At 69.3% G+C, this 18,009-nt stretch carries 15 protein-coding genes; 4 read left to right on the top strand and 11 right to left on the bottom strand.

What is annotated here, in order from left to right; genetic code table 11:
• Nucleotides 1-115 precede the first annotated feature (115 nt).
• On the bottom strand, nt 116-1,081 hold the full coding sequence (locus tag IEV96_RS11380; protein WP_188510705.1) for a serine hydrolase domain-containing protein: 966 nt from the start codon (nt 1,079-1,081) through the stop codon (nt 116-118).
• Between the two features lie 85 nt (nt 1,082-1,166).
• On the opposite strand from IEV96_RS11380, the gene IEV96_RS11375 reads away from it, so the two are divergent.
• From IEV96_RS11375 to IEV96_RS11365, 3 genes are read left to right on the top strand one after another with little or no spacing between them, the layout of a single operon-like run.
• Nucleotides 1,167-2,192 carry a LacI family DNA-binding transcriptional regulator gene (locus IEV96_RS11375; RefSeq protein WP_229733262.1) on the top strand — a complete coding sequence of 342 codons (1,026 nt, stop codon included), beginning with the start codon at nt 1,167-1,169 and terminating at the stop codon, nt 2,190-2,192.
• Nucleotides 2,189-4,135, top strand: a complete 1,947-nt coding sequence (locus tag IEV96_RS11370; RefSeq protein ID WP_229733261.1) for a beta-galactosidase — start codon at nt 2,189-2,191, stop codon at nt 4,133-4,135. The genes IEV96_RS11375 and IEV96_RS11370 overlap by 4 nt, the downstream gene beginning before the upstream one ends.
• Entirely contained in the window at nt 4,132-5,394 is a 1,263-nt protein-coding gene (locus IEV96_RS11365; RefSeq protein ID WP_188510703.1) for a multidrug effflux MFS transporter, read from the top strand. The genes IEV96_RS11370 and IEV96_RS11365 overlap by 4 nt, the downstream gene beginning before the upstream one ends.
• Nucleotides 5,395-5,445: 51 nt before the next feature.
• Here IEV96_RS11365 and IEV96_RS11360 read toward each other — a convergent pair whose 3' ends face one another.
• From IEV96_RS11360 to IEV96_RS11315, 10 genes are all read right to left on the bottom strand, one after another.
• Nucleotides 5,446-6,480 carry a medium chain dehydrogenase/reductase family protein gene (locus IEV96_RS11360; protein ID WP_188510702.1) on the bottom strand — a complete coding sequence of 345 codons (1,035 nt, stop codon included), beginning with the start codon at nt 6,478-6,480 and terminating at the stop codon, nt 5,446-5,448.
• Nucleotides 6,481-6,559: 79 nt separating this feature from the next.
• Complete coding sequence (locus IEV96_RS11355; RefSeq protein WP_188510701.1) at nt 6,560-7,123, bottom strand: TetR/AcrR family transcriptional regulator; 564 nt, start codon at nt 7,121-7,123, stop codon at nt 6,560-6,562.
• A 148-nt stretch (nt 7,124-7,271) separates the two neighbouring features.
• Nucleotides 7,272-8,690, bottom strand: a complete 1,419-nt coding sequence (locus tag IEV96_RS11350; RefSeq protein WP_188510700.1) for a rhamnulokinase — start codon at nt 8,688-8,690, stop codon at nt 7,272-7,274.
• A 13-nt stretch (nt 8,691-8,703) separates the two neighbouring features.
• Entirely contained in the window at nt 8,704-10,758 is a 2,055-nt protein-coding gene (locus IEV96_RS11345) for a bifunctional aldolase/short-chain dehydrogenase (protein WP_188510699.1), read from the bottom strand.
• Between the two features lie 2 nt (nt 10,759-10,760).
• Nucleotides 10,761-11,927 (bottom strand): L-rhamnose isomerase, encoded by a 1,167-nt coding sequence (rhaI, locus tag IEV96_RS11340; protein ID WP_188510698.1) that lies wholly within the window; start codon nt 11,925-11,927, stop codon nt 10,761-10,763.
• 75 nt (nt 11,928-12,002) lie between these two features.
• Nucleotides 12,003-12,338 carry an L-rhamnose mutarotase gene (locus IEV96_RS11335; RefSeq protein ID WP_188510697.1) on the bottom strand — a complete coding sequence of 112 codons (336 nt, stop codon included), beginning with the start codon at nt 12,336-12,338 and terminating at the stop codon, nt 12,003-12,005.
• A 91-nt stretch (nt 12,339-12,429) separates the two neighbouring features.
• Complete coding sequence (rhaS, locus tag IEV96_RS11330; RefSeq protein WP_188510696.1) at nt 12,430-13,470, bottom strand: rhamnose ABC transporter substrate-binding protein; 1,041 nt, start codon at nt 13,468-13,470, stop codon at nt 12,430-12,432.
• Between the two features lie 42 nt (nt 13,471-13,512).
• Nucleotides 13,513-14,556, bottom strand: coding sequence for an ABC transporter permease (locus IEV96_RS11325; RefSeq protein ID WP_188510695.1), 1,044 nt, complete (start codon nt 14,554-14,556; stop codon nt 13,513-13,515).
• On the bottom strand, nt 14,553-15,572 hold the full coding sequence (locus IEV96_RS11320; protein WP_229733403.1) for an ABC transporter permease: 1,020 nt from the start codon (nt 15,570-15,572) through the stop codon (nt 14,553-14,555). Before IEV96_RS11320 ends, IEV96_RS11325 begins: the two co-directional genes overlap by 4 nt.
• 5 nt (nt 15,573-15,577) lie before the next feature.
• The gene (locus tag IEV96_RS11315; protein ID WP_188510693.1) at nt 15,578-17,098 is read right to left on the bottom strand and encodes a sugar ABC transporter ATP-binding protein; all 1,521 of its coding nucleotides are present in this window, start codon (nt 17,096-17,098) and stop codon (nt 15,578-15,580) included.
• A 184-nt stretch (nt 17,099-17,282) separates the two neighbouring features.
• Here IEV96_RS11315 and IEV96_RS11310 point away from each other — a divergent pair.
• On the top strand, nt 17,283-18,009 hold a 727-nt coding region (locus tag IEV96_RS11310), incomplete at its 3' end, for a LacI family DNA-binding transcriptional regulator (protein WP_188510692.1).

Genomic DNA, 18,009 nt, shown 5'->3' with positions numbered 1-18,009 from the left:
GAGAGCGCTCTCACGCCTGCGTCCGCGTCGGTCGACAGGATGCCACGGGTCGGCGGGCCGGGATCGTCCTGTCGACGGGGCGGCCGGGCCGACCGGTCCTGTCGGCGGGCGGGGCTCAGCGCCCGGCGGCGACCGCGTTGAACAGCGGGTCGGCGTTGAAGCCGAGGCGGCCAGGCACGGCAACGTTCGTGAGAAGCACGAAGGTCAGGTCGAGCTCGGGGTAGACCCAGAACTCGGTGCCGGCCCAGCCGCCGTGCCCGAAGACGCCGCGCTCCAGCAGGCCGGGGGCGGAGTGCCGCAGGTTCCAGCCGAGACCCCAGTCCTGGCCGCGCTCGACGAGGTAGGGCGCGAGCTTGGGCAGACCGGCGGTGAGGGGGCGCAGCATCGCGTCACGGGTCGTGGGGTGCACCACGGCACCGTCGTTGCGCAGCAGCGCCGAGCCGAGGCCCAGCAGGTCTGCCGCGGTCGCGAACAGGCCGGCACCCGGGTGGCGCAGCGTGACGAAGCGCTCGTAGTCGAGATCTTGCTCCGCGGCGCCGAACACGGGGTGCGGGTCGCAGTCGCGCTCGAACGTGAGCCCCGGCATGCCGGCGTCGGACGCGAGCGACGCGAGGTTGACGTCGAGCGAGTCGCCCGTGGCCGACTCGACCAGGGCCGCGACGCCCTCGAAGGCGATGGTCGAGTAGCGCGTCATGGTGCCCGGAGTGAAGTCCTGCTCGCTCTCGACGAGCGCGCGGCGGGTGCCCTCGGCGACGTCGAGCTGCGGCTCGGAGACGCCCGACGTGTGGCTGAGCAGGTGGGTGAGCGTCACGGCGGGGGAGGTGAACCCGGGGATGGCGCCGACGAGCGGTGCATCGAGGGCCAGCAGCCCGCGCTCGACGGCGCGCAGGGCGGTCAGACCGACCAGCGGCTTCGTGATCGAGAAGAGCGCATAGGCGTCGCCGGTGGTGGCCACTCGCGACCCGCTCGAACCGAAGGCCGCGACATCCGAAATGCCCTTCGACGTGGCGATTCCGAGAACGGCTGTCGGCAGAATTCCGTCGCGTACCTGACGCTGGGCCCAATCGAACGATGACTGCATGGTTGCAACGATACACAAGCGCCGGGAACTTGCTATCGTGGGCCACGTTCACCAATCGAGTAAAACGTTGCAACGGGGTAGGCCAGTGTCGGGTGCGAGCATCAAAGACGTCGCGGCGCTCGCCCGCGTCTCGATGAGCACCGTGTCGAACGTGCTGAACAATCCGCAGCGGGTTTCGGCCGAATCGCGCGACCGCGTGCAGCGCGCCATCGAGCAGCTCGGCTTCGTGCGCAACGCGGCGGCGCGCCAGTTGCGGGTCGGCAGCAGCAAGCTCCTCGGGCTCGCGCTCATCAACATCAGCAACCCGTTCTTCACCGACGTCGCGACCGGCGTCGAGGAGGCCGCGCGGGAGGCGGGGTACTCGGTGCTGCTCGGTAACAGCGCATCGCGGCCCGACGGTGAGAGCGGATTCCTCGAGCTGTTCGAGAAACAGCAGGTCGACGGGGTGCTCATCGTGCCGTCGGGTGACGTGCTCGACAAGCTCGACGGCCTGCGCCGCCGCGGCACCCCCGCCGTGCTCATCGACCGGGTCGACGACCGGCGGGCGTTCTCGTCGGTGTCGACCGACGACCTCGCCGGCGGCCGGCTCGCGGCCAAGCACCTGCTGTCGCTCGGCCGCCGCAACCTCTGGTTCATCGGCGGGCTGCTCAGCGTGCGGCAGATGAACGACCGGCTGGAGGGCTTCCGCGGCATGATCGCCAACTACCCGGGCGTCTCGCTGCGGGTCGAGACGGGCGCCTTCGTCGACGCGACGAGCGGACTCGAGTACGGCCGCGCGATCGCGTCGCTTCCCGTCGACCAACGACCCGACGCGATCTTCGCCGCCAACGACATGCTCGCGCTCGGTGTCATCCAGGGGCTCACCGCCACGGGCTTCCGGGTGCCTCAGGATGTCGCGGTGATCGGCTACGACGACATCGTGTTCTCTGCGGCCGCCGCCATCCCGCTGACGTCGGTCAGGCAGCCGAGCCGCCGCATGGGCAGCACCGCCGCCCAACTGCTCATCGACGAGATCGCCGACCCGCATAACTTCCGCCCGCGCTCGATCGTCTACGAGCCGCAACTCATCATCCGTGCCTCAACCGGCGACCCGAAGGGAACCACCCCATGACCATGCACTACGGCGGCGACTACAACCCCGAGCAGTGGCCGGAACAGGTCTGGCACGACGACGTGCGCCTGATGCGCGAGGCGGGCGTCACGATGGTGAGCCTCGGCATCTTCGCCTGGTCGCGCATCCAGCCGGCCGAGGGCGTCTTCGACTGGGAGTGGCTCGACACGGTCATCGACCTGCTGCACGAGGGTGGCATCGCCGTCGACCTCGCGACCGCTACCGCGTCGCCGCCGCCGTGGGCGACGACCGCCTACCCCCAGATGCTGCCGCAGGACGAGAACGGCGCGACGTACTGGCCGGGCTCGCGCCAGCAGTTCGCGCCCAGCTCGCCCGAGTACCGCCGGCTCGCCGCCGAGCTGGTCACCGCCCTCGCCGAGCGCTACGCCCAGCATCCCGCGGTGGTCATGTGGCACGTCAACAACGAGTACGGCTGCCACCTCAACTACGACTACTCCGACAACGCGGCGGTCGCCTTCCGGGCCTGGCTGCTCGCCAAGTACGAGACCATCGAGGCGCTGAACGCGGCGTGGGGCACGGACTTCTGGTCGCAGCGCTACACGTCGTTCGAGCAGATCGTGCCGCCGCGCAAGGCGCCGTACAGCCGCAATCCGGCCGGAGAACTCGACTTCAAGCGCTTCACGAGCGACGCCCTGCTCGAGCTGTTCCTGATGGAGAAGCGCATCATCCGGGCCGCCGGCGCGACCCAGCCGGTGACCACGAACTTCATGGGCGCGTTCCCGCCGGCCGACTACTGGCGCTGGGCCCGCGAGATGGACGTCATCACCGACGACAACTACCCCGACCCGAACGACCCGGAGTCGTTCCGCGCCTCGGCCTTCGCGCGCGACCTGATGCGCTCGCTCAAGCCCGACACCCCGTGGATCCTCATGGAGCAGGCCACCAACGCCCTCAACTGGCGGCCGACCAACGCGCCCAAGGCGCCCGGCCAGATGGCAGCGCTCAGCATGCAGGCGATCGCCCGCGGTGCCGACGGCATCATGTTCTTCCAGTGGCGCCAGTCCCGTGCGGGCAGCGAGAAGTTCCACTCGGCGATGGTCCCGCAGGCCGGGAAGCGCACCCGCACCTGGCGTGAGGTCGTCGCGTTGGGCGCCGAGCTCGCCGCCCTGCCCGAACTGCAGGCCGGAACCCGCGACGCGAAGGTCGCGATCGTGCTCGACTGGCAGAACTGGTGGGCCCTGGAGAACCCCGACCACCCCGCCGTGCTCGACTATCTCGCGCTCGTGCAGCGCTGGTACGCCGCGATCCACCGTCAGCACGTGCAGGTCGACATCGTGCAGCCGACGAGCGACCTCACCGGGTACGGGGTCGTCATCGCGCCGCAGCTCTACCTGCTGACTGCGGATGCCGCGGCCAACCTCATCGCGTTCGCGGAGTCGGGCGGCCACCTGCTGGTGACGGCCTTCAGCGACGTCGTCGACGAGAACGACGCGTTCCGTGACGGCGGATACCTCACCCAGCTCGCCCGCACCCTCGGCATCTGGCTCGAGGACTTCGGCGCTCTCGTCGCGCCGGGCGGCGACGGCCCCGGCCAGAGTGCCGCGCCGTTCGACCTCGTCGGCACCACGGTCACCGGCACGCTGCTCGCCGAGGAGATCCACCTCGACGGGGCCGCCGCGCTCGGCCGGTTCGTCGGCGGGCGGCTCGACGGCCGGCCGGCGTTCACCGTCAACCCCGTGGGCGCGGGGCGGGCGTACTACCTCGCCACCGTCCCGGACGACGCTGGCTGCGCGACGGTCGCCGCGGCGATCTTCGCGGCAGCCGACATCCACCCCGTCGCTTTCGGCCTGCCCGACACGGTCGAGGCGATCCGGCGCGGAGATTCGATCACGCTCATCAACCACGGGCCACACACCGTGACGCTGCCGGACGGCGCGACCCTGGAGTCGTTCGGGTACGTCATGCTGCGAGACGGCGAGTGACGGCGACCGCGAGGATGCGCGGCGACGCCCGACGTCGCCTGCTGTTCATCGTCTCGCTCGGGGCGCTGCAGGCCATCTGGCCGCTCACGATGGACCTGTACCTGCCGTCGTTCCCGCAGCTGCAGGACGAGCTCGGCACGACGCCCGCTCTGGTGCAGTTCACCCTGACCGGGGCGTTCATCGGCATGGCGCTGGGGCAGCTGGTGGCGGGCCCGATCTCCGACGCGGTGGGGCGCACCAGGCCGCTCGCGACCGCGCTCGTGATCTACGCGGTCGCGACCGTGTGGTGCGCTCTGGCGCCGTCGATCGAGCTGCTGATCGCCGGCCGGTTCGCGCAGGGGCTCGGCGCCGCCGGGTGCGCGGTGATCGGAATCGCACTCGTGCGCGACACCGTGTCGGGCCCGGCGATGCTGCGCTTCATCGCCAACCTGTCGGTAATCAGCGGCTTCTTCGTGGTGCTCTCGCCGGCGCTCGGGGCGCAGTTGCTGACCGTCGTGGACTGGCGCGGACTGTTCTGGGTGCTCGCCGCCTACGGCAGCCTGCTCGTCGTGCTGGCGTTCGCGGTGTTCCTGCGCGCAGAGACGAACCCGCCCGAGCGGCGTGCTCTGCGGGAGGGTGCGACGGTGCGCGACGACTACCGGGTGCTGCTCGGGTCGCCGGTATTCCGGGCGCTCGTCGTCGGTGGCGGGCTGATGTTCGCGGGCATGATGACCTACATGGCGTCGAGCGCGTTCCTGTTCCAGGACGTGTTCGGCCTCACCCCGACCGAGTACGCGATCGCGTTCGGCGGCCACGGCGCGCTGATGATCGTGGGCGCCCAGGTGAGCGCGCGGCTGTCGCGCCGGTTCTCGCCACGCCGAATCGTGCTCATCGGCATGACCTCGCTGGTGTCGGCCGCCGCGCTGCTGCTGCTCAGCGTGCTGCTGGTGCCGCAGGCGGGGTTCCTCGGATTCCTGCTCCCGCTGCTGCTGTTCACGACGTCGTTCGGCCTGATCGGCCCGGCCGTGCAGGCGTTCGCCCTCGAACCGCACGCCCTGCGCGCCGGCACCGCGGCCTCGATGCTCGGCGCCTCGAACATGGTGTTCGCCGCCGTGGCGTCGCCGATCGCCGGGTTCTTCGGCGTGGCCACCCCGACCGCGACGGTCGTCGTGATGCTCGTGCTCGAGGCGGCGGCGTTCGCGGCCTACGCGTGGGCGTTCCGCTCGCGCCCCGTGCCAAATACAGGAGATTTCGCCGGCGAGGGCCGCCCGGCCGCGTAAACGTGTGACTCGACCCGAGATCTCCTGCATTTGGTACATGGGTGGGGAGTGTCACGGCACCAGGATGACCTTGCCGTTGATCGTTCGCGACTCGGCGAGTTCCATCGCGTCGCTCGCCTCGCTCAGCGGGAAGGTGGCGGCGATGTTCGCCTTGATCGTGCCGTCGCCGAGCAGGGCGAACACGCGCCCGAGGTCTTTGCGCAGCCGGAGACGGAACGTCGTCGGGTGCATGCGATGCCCCGCCCAGAGGTCGTAGAACGACGCGCGGCGTCCGTTCGGCAGGAGGTTCCAGGCGGCGGTGCGCGCGAGAGCCTTCATAAAGGGCACGGCCAGCGAGCCGGTGAGGCCGCTCACGTCGGCGATGATCGAGTAGCGAACGAGCGATCCGCCACGGGCGAGCATCCGCCATGACGCCTTGACCATCTCGCCGCCGACGTTGTCGAAGACCGCGGCGACGCCACCGGGCGACAGCTCGAGCACGCGCTCGAGCAGCCGCGGGTCGTTGTAGTCGAGCGGTTCTACGCCTTGTGCGCGTAGGGCGTCGTGGTGCCGCGGCGACGCGGTGCCGATCACCCGGATGCCCTCGTGCCGCGCGAGCTGCACGAGGATGCCGCCGACCCCGCTGTTCGCGCCGTGCACAACCACGGTCTGGCCGGCCCGCACCCGCGCCTTGCGGTGCAGCATCTGCCACGCGGTCAGGCCGTTGACGACCACCGTCTCGACGTCGGCGGGCGCGAGGCCGTCGGGCACGGGTACGGAATCGCGTGCCGCGACGATCGCGTGGCTGGCCCAGCCGCCGACCTTGGTGACGGATGCGACTCGCGTTCCCACGAGCGCAGAGTCGCGCTCGGAGCCGACGGCGAGCACGCGCCCGACGAGGTCGTACCCGGGTACGAAGGGGAAGGCGGGCTGTCCGAAGTACAGGCCGCGGCGCATGGACTTCTCGGCGAACGAGATTCCGGTCGCCTCGACCGCGACGAGCAGCTGGCCCCTTTCGGGCGCGGGCAGCGGTCGTTCGCGCAGCAGCAGGCCGCTCGGCTCGACGAGCCCCGGCAGTACGACCTCGAGTGCGGTAACGGTGTTCATTGTGTCATCCATTCTGTTGTATGTGACTGGTCAGTCACCTTTTTGGGTAAGGGAAAAAGCGAGGGGGGGTAGGTCCGGTTCACACCGGTCCGGCGTGCCGGATGCCGTCGCTCAGCGTGTGCGCCCAGGTGTCGTCGATGGGCGACAGTTCGGCCTGAACGATGAGGTGGCAGAGCTGGCCGTAGGCCATGAACCGCTGCACGCTGGAGGGGTCGGCGCCAGAGACCAGGGTGACGGCGTTGACGAGGTCGCGTAGTCCACGCTGCACAGCGGAGCGGATCTCGGGAACATCGCACGCACTCTGGGCATGCACCTGAAGCCGGATCAGATTGCGGTCGCGGATGAGGTCGACGTAGGCGAGGGTCATCGCCTCGAGGACCTCGTCGGGGGTGGCGTCACCCGCCGCCTTGCCGCTCTCGGTCATCGTGTCGATAACGCGGGCGTAGCACTGCTCGACGGCGGCGATGAAGAGGGCGAGTTTGCCCGGGAAGAGCCGGAAGACGTAGGCCGGAGAGACACCCGCGGCCGTGGCGACCGCCGTCACCGGGGTGGCGTGATAGCCGGCGTCGGCGAACACGTCGACGGCACGGTCGATGATCCGTGCGCGCTGGGCGTCTGCGGTGGAGCGGGGGCCGGAAGTCATGTAACTGATTGAACAGTCACAACGACCGGATGTCAAGCGCCACGTACCAAATGCAGGAGATTTCACCGGCGAGGGCCCGCGATCCGCGCGATCGTGTGACTCAGCCCGGGATCTCCTGCATTTGGTACACGAGAGCCCGCGACGGCTCTCAGCGCGCGGGCGCGTACAGCCGCGGCGGGAACGACGCCGCCACGAGCGACCGCAACGACTCGCGCGACCCGGCGACGAGCCCGGCCGCCCTGGCCTGCACCAGCACGTTGCCGATCGCGGTCGCCTCGACCGGGCCGGCCTGCACGGGCAGTCCGCTGCGGTCGGCGACGAGTTGGCAGAGCAGCTCGTTCTGCGATCCGCCGCCGACGATGTGGATGGCCGAGACGGTCTTGCCAGACAGCGTCGCGGCCGTGCGCACCGCGGCGACGAACGCCGAGGCGAGGCTCTCCACGATGCTGCGCACGAACTCGGCCCGGCTGGCGGGAACGGCGGCACCGTTTTCCCTGCACCACTCCGCGATGCGGTTGGGCATGTCACCGGGCGCCAGGAACCGGGGGTCGTTGGCGTCGAACACGGCGACCGGCGAGGTCACCGCTGCGGCCGCGGCAAGAAGCGCGGGCAGCGAGATCACGTCGCCCCCGCGCTCCCACTCGCGCACCGACTCGCTCAGCAGCCACAGCCCCATCACGTTGTGCAGGTAGCGCACCGTCCCGTCGACGCCACCCTCGTTGGTGAAGTTCGCGAGCCGGCCGGCCTCCGAGAGCTCCGGCGCCTCGAGCTCGACGCCGACGAGCCCCCAGGTGCCGCACGAGATGTAGGCGAAGTCGTCGGAGAGGGCGGGCACGGCGAGAACCGCGGATGCCGTGTCGTGCGACCCGACGGCCGTCACCGTCGCGTCGCCGCCGATCCCGGTCTCGTGCGCGACCGCCGGCAGCAATGGCCCGATGGCCGTGCCGGCATCGACCAGCTCGGGGAAGAGCGACCGCGGCAGCCCCAACTGCGGCAGCAACGCCTCGTCCCACTCGCCGGACCGCACGTTCACGAGTCCCGTCGTCGACGCGTTCGTGCGCTCCGCGACCTGGCGCCCGGTCATCCAGTACGCGAGCAGGTCGGGCACGAGCAGCAGGGAGTCGGCGACGTCGAGCATGCCGGCGGCGCGGTCGGCCTCCAGTTGGTAGAGGGAGTTGAACGGCAGGTGCTGCAGTCCGTTCGCGGCGTACAGCTCCTCGGGTGACACGACCCCGTGGACGGTGGATACGGCGGCCTGGTTCCGGTCGTCCCGGTAGTGATACGGGACCCCAAGCATCCGCCCGTTTCGGATCAGGGCATAGTCGACCGCCCAGGAATCGATGCCGATGCTGGCGATCGCGGGGTCCTCGCGCGCGGCCGCGCCGAGGCCGGCGATTACGCTGCGGTAGAGCTCGAGGATGTTCCAGTGCAGGCCGTCGATCGTGCGCACCGGAGTGTTCGGGAAGCGCGCGACCGGGCGGATGCTCAGCTCGTTCGCCGAGACGTGCCCGAGGATCACCCGCCCGCTCGTCGCGCCCAGGTCGACGGCGGCGACGGCGGCCGTCATGACTGACCCGCAGTCATCGCAGGAAGGCGGCCGCGACGCCCGCGTCGACCGGGATGTGCAGTCCGGTCGTGTGGCTGAGGTCGCCCGTGCAGAGCACGAAGACCGCGTTCGCCACGTTCTCCGGCAGCACCTCGCGCTTGAGCAGCGTGCGCTGGGCGTAGTACTTGCCGAGGTCCTCCTCGTCGACGCCGTAGACCGCGGCGCGCTTGGCGCCCCAGCCGCCGGCGAAGATGCCGCTGCCGCGCACCACTCCGTCGGGGTTGATGCCGTTGACCTTGACGCCGTACTCGCCGAGCTCGGCGGCCAGCAGCCGCACCTGGTGGGCCTGGTCGGCCTTGGTCGCCGAGTAGGCAATGTTGTTCGGGCCGGCGAACACCGAGTTCTTGCTCGAGATGTAGATGATGTCGCCGCCGAGCTTCTGGTCGATGAGCACGCGGGCCGCGGCGCGGGAGACGAGGAACGAGCCCTTCGCCATCACGTCGTGCTGCAGGTCCCAGTCGGCGACCGTGGTCTCGAGCAGCGACTTCGACAGCGAGAGGCCGGCGTTGTTCACGACGAGGTCGAGCCCGCCGAAGGCGAGCAGTGCGGCGTCGACCGAGGCCTGCACGTCCTCTTCCGAGGTGACGTTCGCTTGCACGCCGATCGCGACGTCGGTGTTGCCCAGCTCGGCCGCCGCCGCCTGCGCCTTCTCGAGGTCGAGGTCGGCAATGACGACGCAGGCGCCCTCGGCGACGAGGCGCGTCGCGATGGCCTTGCCGATTCCGGATGCGGCACCGGTCACGAGCGCGATGCGTCCGGCGAGAGGCTTCGGCTTGGGTAGGCGCTGCAGTTTCGCCTCTTCGAGCGACCAGTATTCGATGCGGAACTTCTCCTCGTCGGAGATGGGCGCGTAGGTCGAGATGGCCTCGGCGCCGCGCATCACGTTGATCGCGTTGATGTAGAACTCGCCGGCGACGCGGGCGGTCTGTTTGTTCGCGCCGTAGCTGAACATGCCGACGCCCGGGATGAGGATGATGGCCGGGTCGGCGCCGCGGATGGCCGGCGAACCGGTCCCTGAGCCTGTCGAAGGGACCGCGTACGCGTCGTAGTACGCCTGGTAGTCGGCTCGGTACTGCGCGTGCAGCTCGTCGAGGCGGGCGATCGACTCCTCGATCGAGGCCGAGGCGGGCAGGTCGAGCACGAGCGGGCGAACCTTGGTGCGCAGGAAGTGGTCGGGGCAGCTCGTGCCGAGAGCCGCCAGGCGCGGGTGCTCGGCGAGGCCGAGGAAGTCGGTCACGACGTCGGCGTCGGTGAACGACCCGACCTGCGGCTTGTCGGTCGAGGCGAGTCCGCGCAGGTGGGCGGCGAGGGCCGCCGCCTTGGCCAGGCGCTCGGCCGAGGGCAGCGCGCCGTAGCCGGGCAGGTCTTCGCCGAACGGGTGCGACTTTCCGTTCTCGGCGATGTACGCCTCCGCGGTCTTGATGATCCAGAGCGAGTTAGCCTCGGCCTCGTCCGACGTGTCGCCCCACGCCGTGATGCCGTGGCCACCGAGGATGACACCCACGGCCGACGGGTTCGCGTCCTTGATGGCGGCGATGTCGAGCCCGAGCTGGAAGCCCGGACGGCGCCAGTCGACCCACGCGACCTTGCCCCCGAACGCCTTGGCGGTCAGCTCTTCGCCGTCGGCGGCCGTGGCGAACGCGATGCCCGCGTCGGGGTGCAGGTGGTCGACGTGGGCCGCGTCGACGAGAGCGTGCATCGCGGTGTCGATCGACGGTGCCGCACCGCCCTTGCCGTGCAGGGTGTAGTCGAAGGCCGCGACCATCTCGTCTTCGCGCTCGACCCCCGGGTAGACGCCCTTCAGCGCGCGCACGCGGTCGAGGCGGAGCACGGCGAGGCCGGCCTCCCTCAGCGTGCCGAGGTCGCCGCCGGATCCCTTGACCCAGAGCAGTTCGACCGGCTCGCCGGTGACGGGGTCGGTCTCGCTGCCCTTGGCGCTCGTGTTGCCGCCGGCGTAGTTGGTGACGCGCGGGTCGGAACCGAGACGGTTCGACCGGGCGATGAGTTCTGCTGCTGCCGTGTTCGTCATGCTTATGCTCCCCAGCTTGCCTGTGCGCCGCCGACGCGCTCGGCGGCGATCTTTTCCTGGTTCCCGGATGCCGCGTAGGCGACCATCGGGTCGGCGGGCAGCCCGCGTCCCGAACGCCACTCGGCGAGGTCGCCGCGCACGTCGGTGTAGAAGGCGTCCATGAGGATGCCGTTGGCGCCGAGCACGTCGCCCGCGTTCTGCGCCGCGGTGAGGGCGTCGCCGTCGACGAGCAGCGCGCGCGCCGTCATCTCCTGCACGTTGAGCACCGAGCGGATCTGGCCCGGGATCTTGTCCTCGACGTTGTGGCACTGGTCGAGCATGAACGCGACGCCCGAGTCGGGGCCGTAGCCGCCCCCGCGGATGACCTCGTAGATGATGCGGAACAGCTGGAACGGGTCGGCCGCGCCCACGATGAGGTCGTCGTCGGCGTAGAAGCGCGAGTTGAAGTCGAACGAGCCGAGCTTCCCGAGGCGCAGCAGCTGCGCCACGATGAACTCGATGTTGGTGCCGGGCGCGTGGTGGCCGGTGTCGAGGCAGACCAGCGCCCGCTCGCCGAGGGCCGAGACCTGCGCGTAGCTGGTTCCCCAGTCGGGAACGTCGGTGTGATAGAAAGCCGGCTCGAAGAACTTGTACTCGAGCACGAGACGCTGCTCGTCGCCGACGCGGGCGTAGATCTTGGCCAGCGAGTCGGCGAGGCGGTCCTGGCGACCGCGGATGTCGCCTTGGCCCGGATAGTTCGTCCCGTCGGCGAGCCAGATCTTGAGGTCTGTCGAGCCGGTCGCATCCATGATCTCGATGCACTCGAAGTGGTGGTCGATGGCCTTCTGGCGGATCTTCGGGTCGACGTGGGTCAGCGAGCCGAACTTGTAGTCGTCGTCCTGGAACGTGTTGCTGTTGACCGTGCCGAGCTGCATGCCCAGGTCGGCCGCGTAGTCGCGCAACTCGCTGTAGTCGTCGACCTTGTCCCAGGGGATGTGCAGCGCCACCTTGGGCGACAGGCCGGTGAACTCGTTCACCTTCGCGGCATCCGCAATCTTCTCCTGCGGAGTGCGCGGAGTGCCCGGCGTGCCGAACACCTTGAAACGGGTGCCGGAGTTGCCGAACGCCCAAGACGGGAGCTCGATGACCTGCGTCTCGAGCGCGGCGGAGATGTCGCTGAATTGCACCATTGGAATTCTTTCGGTCGTGTTGAGCGGGGTTGAATCGTTTCAATAAGCCTAGCGGGTGGAGCCAGATTTCGAAAGCTAGAGCGCCGAAATCTGCTCGTCGAGGTTAAAGACCTCGGTGAGGTAGGAGAAGGCCTGGTCGGCGGGCAGGTCGATTCCGACGAAGTGGTCGGCCATCGCCGCCTGCCAGCGGCCGTTGACCTCGGTCGCGGCCATGCCGTCGAGGGAGGCCTGCAGGTTCTCGGTCTCGAAGTAGCCGATGAGCAGTCCGTCGGGACGCATGAAGATGGAGTAGTTGTTCCAGCCCGTGGCCTTCAGGGCGCGCAGCATGTCCGGCCAGACCGCCGCGTGCGCGGCCCGGTAGGCGTCGATGTGGTCGGGCTTGACCCGGAGTTCGAAGCAGACGCGTTGCATGGTGGCCTTTCGGTAGGTGCTGGTCGAGTAGGCCGCCCGCGGCCGTATCGGAACCGGATTTCGATACGGCCGCGGAACGTCCCGCTGCGGGTTAGAAGTCGAACTCCGCGATGTTCTCTGCGTTGAAGGTGTACGGGTCGCCGAGCAGCACGACGCCGTCCTCACCCACCTCGTAGTCGCCGAGCTCGCCCGCCTCGAACGAGTCGCCCTCTTCGCCGGTGATCTCGCCCTCGATGAGCGCCTTCGCCGCGTAGGCCGCGAGGTAGCCGAGGTCGGCCGGGTTCCACAGCGCGAACGCGGTGACCGTGCCGTCTTCGACGTAGTCGCGCATCTGGTTCGGGGTGCCGAGACCGGTCAGCGCGACCTTGCCCTTGAACTCTGAGGTCTGCAGGTAACGCGCGGCCGCCGCGATGCCGACCGTGGTCGGCGAGACGATGCCCTTGAGGTTCGGGTGGGTCTGCAGCAGCGCCGCGGTCTTGTCGAAGCTCGTCTGGTCGTCGTCGTCGCCGTAGACCGTGTCGACGAGTTCGATGTTCGGGTGGCTGGCCTCGAGTTCGGTCTTCATCAGCTCGATCCACTCGTTCTGGTTCGTGGCGTTGGCCGTCGCCGACAGGATGGCGATCTCGCCCTCGTCGCCGATCTGCTCGGCGATCAGGTCGACCTGCACCTTGGCGATTCCCTCGGCGGTGGCCTGGTTGATGAAGATGTCGCGGCACTCGGGGTTGGTGTCGGAGTCGAAGGTGACGACCTTGACGCCCGCGTCGCGCGCTTCGTTCAGGGCGTCGCAGATGGCCTTGGGGTCGTTGGCCGAGATCGCGATGCCGCCGACGCCCTGCTGGGTGAGCGTGTTGATGTAGCTGACCTGTGCGTCGGGGCTGGCCTCTGCGGGTCCGACCTCGGCGTAGGTTCCGTCGAATTCTCCGATGGCCTTCTCGCCGCCCTTGTCGGACGTGTCGAAGTAGGCGTTGCCGAGGTTCTTCGGCAGGAACGTGATGGCGAGGTTGCCCGAGTCTCCGCCCGAACCGCCGTCGCCGCCGTCGTCAGTCGCGGCACAACCGGTGGCGACGAGTGCGACGGTGACCGCGAGTGCGGCGAAGGCGCCCGCGCGGCCCGTCTTGTTCTGAAACAACATCTTTGTTCTCCCTTGAATGTGTGGTGGTGGGTGATGCGATTGCTATCTGGTTTTCCTGGGTTCGCCCGGCCTGGTGCGCTTGGCGCGCACCCAGTTCAGGACGCTTGTGGACACCACCGAGGCGACGAGCAGCACCCCGGTGATGATGTTGATGACATCGGATGTCACGTTGGCGAGTCTCAGCGCGCTGCCGAGCACGCCGATGAGCAGCACGCCGGCGATAACGCCGTGCAGCGCGCCGCGCCCGCCGAAGATCGACACCCCGCCGAGCAGCACCGCCGCGATCACCGACAGTTCGAGGCCCGTGGCGTTGTCGCCGCGCGCGCTGCCGAACCGCAGCGTGTAGTAGATGCCGGCGAGTGCCGAGATCGTCCCGGTCAGCACGAACAGGATGAACTTCGTGCGTTCCACGTGCACGCCCGAGAACCGGGCGGCCTCCGAGCTGAGCCCGATCGCGAACACGCCCCGGCCGAACGGCGTGAAGTGCAGCACGATGGCGAACACCACAAGCAGCAGCACGAACAGGATCATCACGGTGGGAACACCGGTCGAACCGAGCTTCGACTTCGCGAGGTCGGTCCAGAACTCGGTGAAGTCGGTGACTGCGGTGGTGCCGAGCAGGCCGACGGCGAGCCCCCGGTAGAGCGCGAGCGTGCCGATCGTGACGGCGAGCGAGGGGAGCCCGACCACCGTGATGAGGAACCCGTTGAACGCCCCGGCAATCGCGCCGACGACGATCGCGACGAACGCGGCCGCCTCGATCGGCAGTCCGCCCTGGTGCAGGGTGCCGAGCACGACGCTCGAGAGGCCCACGACGCTCGCGACCGACAGGTCGATCTCGCCGGTGATGATCACGAGCGTCATCGGCAGGGCGATGAGCAGAATCGGTGTGACGTCGAGCAGCAGATAGGTCATGGTGATCGGGCTGCCGAAGTTGCGCACACTGAGGGCGGCGACGACGATCACCAGGATCAGGGCGGCGTAGACGGCACCCTCGCGGGTGAGCAGCACGCGCTGCCAGAGCGGGCGGGCGTAGTCCTTGTAGACGCGCGGGGTGGCCGTGCCGCCCGAGATGAGGTCGGTCATTCGATGTCCCTCGCTTCCACGAGCTTGCGCGATTGTCGGAGGGCCAGCAGGCGGTCGAGCACGATCGCGCCGAGGATGAGCACGCCGACCACGGCACGCTGCCAGAAGTCCTGCACGCCGAGGATGGGCAGTGCGCGGTTGATGGTGAACAGCAGGTAGGCGCCGATGGCCGCGCCCCAGACCGTTCCGCTGCCGCCGAAGATCGCGACACCGCCGATGACCGCGGCGCCCACCGCCTCGAGTTCGAAGCCGCTGCCGGCCTGCGAGTTCACGGTGCCGTAGCGGGCCGCGTAGAGCACGCCCGCGAGCCCGGCGAGGGCGCCGCTCACGACGAACGCCGACAGCACGCGCCGGGTGACGTTCAGCCCGTACAGGTTGGCCGCATCCGGATCTGAACCGATCGCGTAGAGCTCGCGGCCCGCGCGCTGGTTGCGCATGAACCAGCCTGCGGCGACGAGCACGACCACGGCGATGATCGTGAGCACCGGGATGAACAGGATCGACTGCGTGCCGAGCGCCAGGAACGGCTTGGGCATGTCGGACGCGTTGATGCGGTCGCTGCCGGTCCAGAGCACGTTGATGCCGCGGAAGGCGTAGAGCGTGCCGAGCGTGATCACCAGCGCGGGCACCCGGGCGAACGCGACCAGGGCACCGTTGATGAGGCCGAGCAGGCCGCCGAAGACGAGGCCGGCGAGGAAGACGGCGACGATCGGGATGCCAGGGATGTCGATGAACAACCGGCCGGTCAGGTAGGCGGTGAGGCCCAGCACCGAGCCGACGGAGAGGTCGACGTTGCGGGTGATGATCACGATCGCCTGGCCGACCGCGACCAGCAGCAGGATCGACGGCGTGAGCAGCAGGTCGCGGAAGCCGTCGCTGGAGAACAGGAAATTCGGGTTCTTCGCGGTCGTCACGACCACGATGAGCGCGAGGGCGATCAGGATGCCGGTCTCGCGCGCCTTGAGCAGGCCGCCGAGGCCCGAGGCGAGGCGCGAGCCCGTGGTTTCTGCGGTCAGCGTGCTCACGCGACGACCCCCTCGTGTGTTGCGGCGAACATGACGGACTCGGCGGTGGCGTCGGCCCGGTCGATCTCGGCGGTGATGCGCCCCTCGCGCACCACGAGCACGCGGTCGGCCATGCCGAGCACCTCGGGCAGCTCCGACGAGATCATCAGGATCGCCATGCCCTGCCCCGCGAGGCGGGAGAGCAGGCGGTGCACCTCGGCCTTCGTTCCGACGTCGATGCCGCGCGTCGGCTCGTCGACGATGAGCACCTTCGGGGTGGTCGCGAGCCACTTGGCCAGCACGACCTTCTGTTGGTTTCCGCCGCTGAGGGTGCCGACCTCGGTGTCGAGGGTCGCGGCCTTCACCTCGAGCCGGCTCGCCCACTCGCGGGCGGCCCGGTTCTCGGCGGGGGAGAAGAGCAGGCCGAAGCGGGCGAGGTTGCGCCGGATCGCCATGGTCGTGTTGCGGGCCACGGATGACTCGAGCACGAGTCCCTGCTTGCGGCGGTCCTCCGGCACGAGTGCGAGGCCGAGGCGCATCGCCGCGGCGGGGTCGCGCTTCGGCACGTGGGCGCCACCGATGTGCACCGTCCCCGCGCTGTACGGGTCGACGCCGAACACGGCGCGGGCGATCTCGCTGCGGCCCGCACCGACGAGGCCGGCCAAGGCGACGATCTCGCCCGACCGCACGCCGAACGACACGTCATGGAAGATCCCGGCCTCCGTCAGGCCCGTGACGCTCAGGACCTCGGCGCCGATCACCGCCTCCTCCTTCGGGAAGAGCGTCGTGACATCGCGGCCGACCATGCGGCGCACGATCTGCTCGACGGTGGTGTCGGCGATCGCGCTCGTGTCGATGTACTCGCCGTCTCGCATGACGGTGACCGTGTCGCACAGGTCGAACACCTCGTCGAAGCGGTGGGAGATGAAGAGCAGCGCGCGGCCCTCGTCGCGCAGGCTGCGCGCCACGGCGAAGAGCCGGTCGACCTCCACGCCGCTGAGGGCCGCTGTCGGTTCATCCATCACCAGCACCCGCGCGTCGAGGGAGATCGCCTTCGCGATCTCGATGATCTGCTGGTCGGCGATCGACAGGCCCTGCGTGGGGCGGTCGGGGTCGATGCGCACGCCCAGGCGGGCGAAGAGGCCGAGGGCCTGCTGGCGCATGAGCTTGCGGTCGATGCGGCCGAGGCTCAGCGTGGGCTGGCGGCCCATGAAGATGTTCTCGGTGACCGAGAGGTCGGGGAAGAGCGTGGGCTCCTGGTAGATCACGGCGATGCCGGCGGCCTTCGACTGGGCGGTCGAGGTGAAGTTCACGCTCTCGCCGTCGAGGTCGAAATCGCCGGTGTCGCGCTGGTACAGGCCGGCGATGATCTTGACGATCGTCGACTTGCCCGCGCCGTTCTCGCCGACGAGCGCGTGGATGGAGCCGGAACGCAGAGTGAGGCTCGCGTTGGACAGGGCTACGACGGCGCCGAAGGCCTTCGAGATGGTGCGCAGCTCGAGCGCGGGCGCGTCCGGGGTGGTTGCTGTGTTCGTCATTGCTTGCCTCGCCTTTGAGGTGGGTGGAGTCGTGCGAGCCGATTGAATCGTTTTAAGGATTCGGGCTGACAGAACTCTATGGCCAGAGCCGAATTCTCGTCAAGCGACGATCGGGTCACGGACGGTTAGAATCTGGAACGATTCACAACTTCCGCTGGGTCAGCGCCGATCAGGAGGAACTTTTATGGCAGCAGCAAGCGTGCGCGACGTGGCCTTGAAGGCAGGCGTCTCGGTCGGCACGGTCTCCAACGTGCTCAACCGGCCCGCGAAGGTGACCGCCGAGACCGTGGCCCGCGTGCACGCGGCGATCGACGAGCTCGGGTTCATCCGGAACGACGCCGCCCGCCAACTGCGCGCCGGGCACTCCAAGACCGTCGGACTCGTCGTTCTCGACGTGCGCAACCCGTTCTTCACCGACGTCGCCCGCGGCGCCGAGGACAAGGCCGCCGACGCGGGGCTCACCGTCATCCTCGGCAACAGTGACGAGAACACCGACCGCGAGTCGGCGTACCTCGACCTGTTCGAGGAACAGCGGGTGCACGGCGTTCTCATCTCGCCCTTCGGCGACATCACCGGCCGGCTCGAGCGGCTGCGCCAGCGCGGCATACCGGCGGTGCTCGTCGACCGCTCGAGCGGCGACGCGTCGTTCAGCTCGGTGTCGGTCGACGACCTCGCGGGCGGCAGGCTCGCCGTCGAGCACCTCATCGCGCAGGGGCGCAAGCGCATCGCGTTCATCGGAGGCCCGATGCAGATCCGGCAGGTCCAGGACCGCCTGGCCGGCGCGCGCCTGGCCGTCGACGCGCACGAGGGCACGGCGCTCGAGGTCGTCGTCGTCGAGGCGCTCAGCGTGCTCGCCGGCAGGGCGGCCGGCATCGAGATCGCCGAGCGCGCGCCGCATGACAGGCCCGACG

It is taken from the genome of Conyzicola nivalis (genome assembly GCF_014639655.1).
GTDB lineage: Bacteria > Actinomycetota > Actinomycetes > Actinomycetales > Microbacteriaceae > Conyzicola > Conyzicola nivalis.
This window is presented reverse-complemented; position numbering and strand designations above follow the sequence as displayed.

Bases quoted from the DNA above. Each gene is read 5' to 3' on its own strand.
- IEV96_RS11325 (WP_188510695.1), bottom strand. From the start codon at position 14,556: ATGACCGACCTCATCTCGGGCGGCACGGCCACCCCGCGCGTCTACAAG.
- rhaI (WP_188510698.1), bottom strand. From the start codon at position 11,927: ATGGTGCAATTCAGCGACATCTCCGCCGCGCTCGAGACGCAGGTCATC.
- IEV96_RS11380 (WP_188510705.1), bottom strand. From the start codon at position 1,081: ATGCAGTCATCGTTCGATTGGGCCCAGCGTCAGGTACGCGACGGAATT.
- IEV96_RS11345 (WP_188510699.1), bottom strand. From the start codon at position 10,758: ATGACGAACACGGCAGCAGCAGAACTCATCGCCCGGTCGAACCGTCTC.
- IEV96_RS11350 (WP_188510700.1), bottom strand. From the start codon at position 8,690: ATGACGGCCGCCGTCGCCGCCGTCGACCTGGGCGCGACGAGCGGGCGG.
- IEV96_RS11335 (WP_188510697.1), bottom strand. From the start codon at position 12,338: ATGCAACGCGTCTGCTTCGAACTCCGGGTCAAGCCCGACCACATCGAC.
- IEV96_RS11360 (WP_188510702.1), bottom strand. From the start codon at position 6,480: ATGAACACCGTTACCGCACTCGAGGTCGTACTGCCGGGGCTCGTCGAG.
- IEV96_RS11315 (WP_188510693.1), bottom strand. From the start codon at position 17,098: ATGACGAACACAGCAACCACCCCGGACGCGCCCGCGCTCGAGCTGCGC.
- IEV96_RS11370 (WP_229733261.1), top strand. From the start codon at position 2,189: ATGACCATGCACTACGGCGGCGACTACAACCCCGAGCAGTGGCCGGAA.
- IEV96_RS11355 (WP_188510701.1), bottom strand. From the start codon at position 7,123: ATGACTTCCGGCCCCCGCTCCACCGCAGACGCCCAGCGCGCACGGATC.
- rhaS (WP_188510696.1), bottom strand. From the start codon at position 13,470: ATGTTGTTTCAGAACAAGACGGGCCGCGCGGGCGCCTTCGCCGCACTC.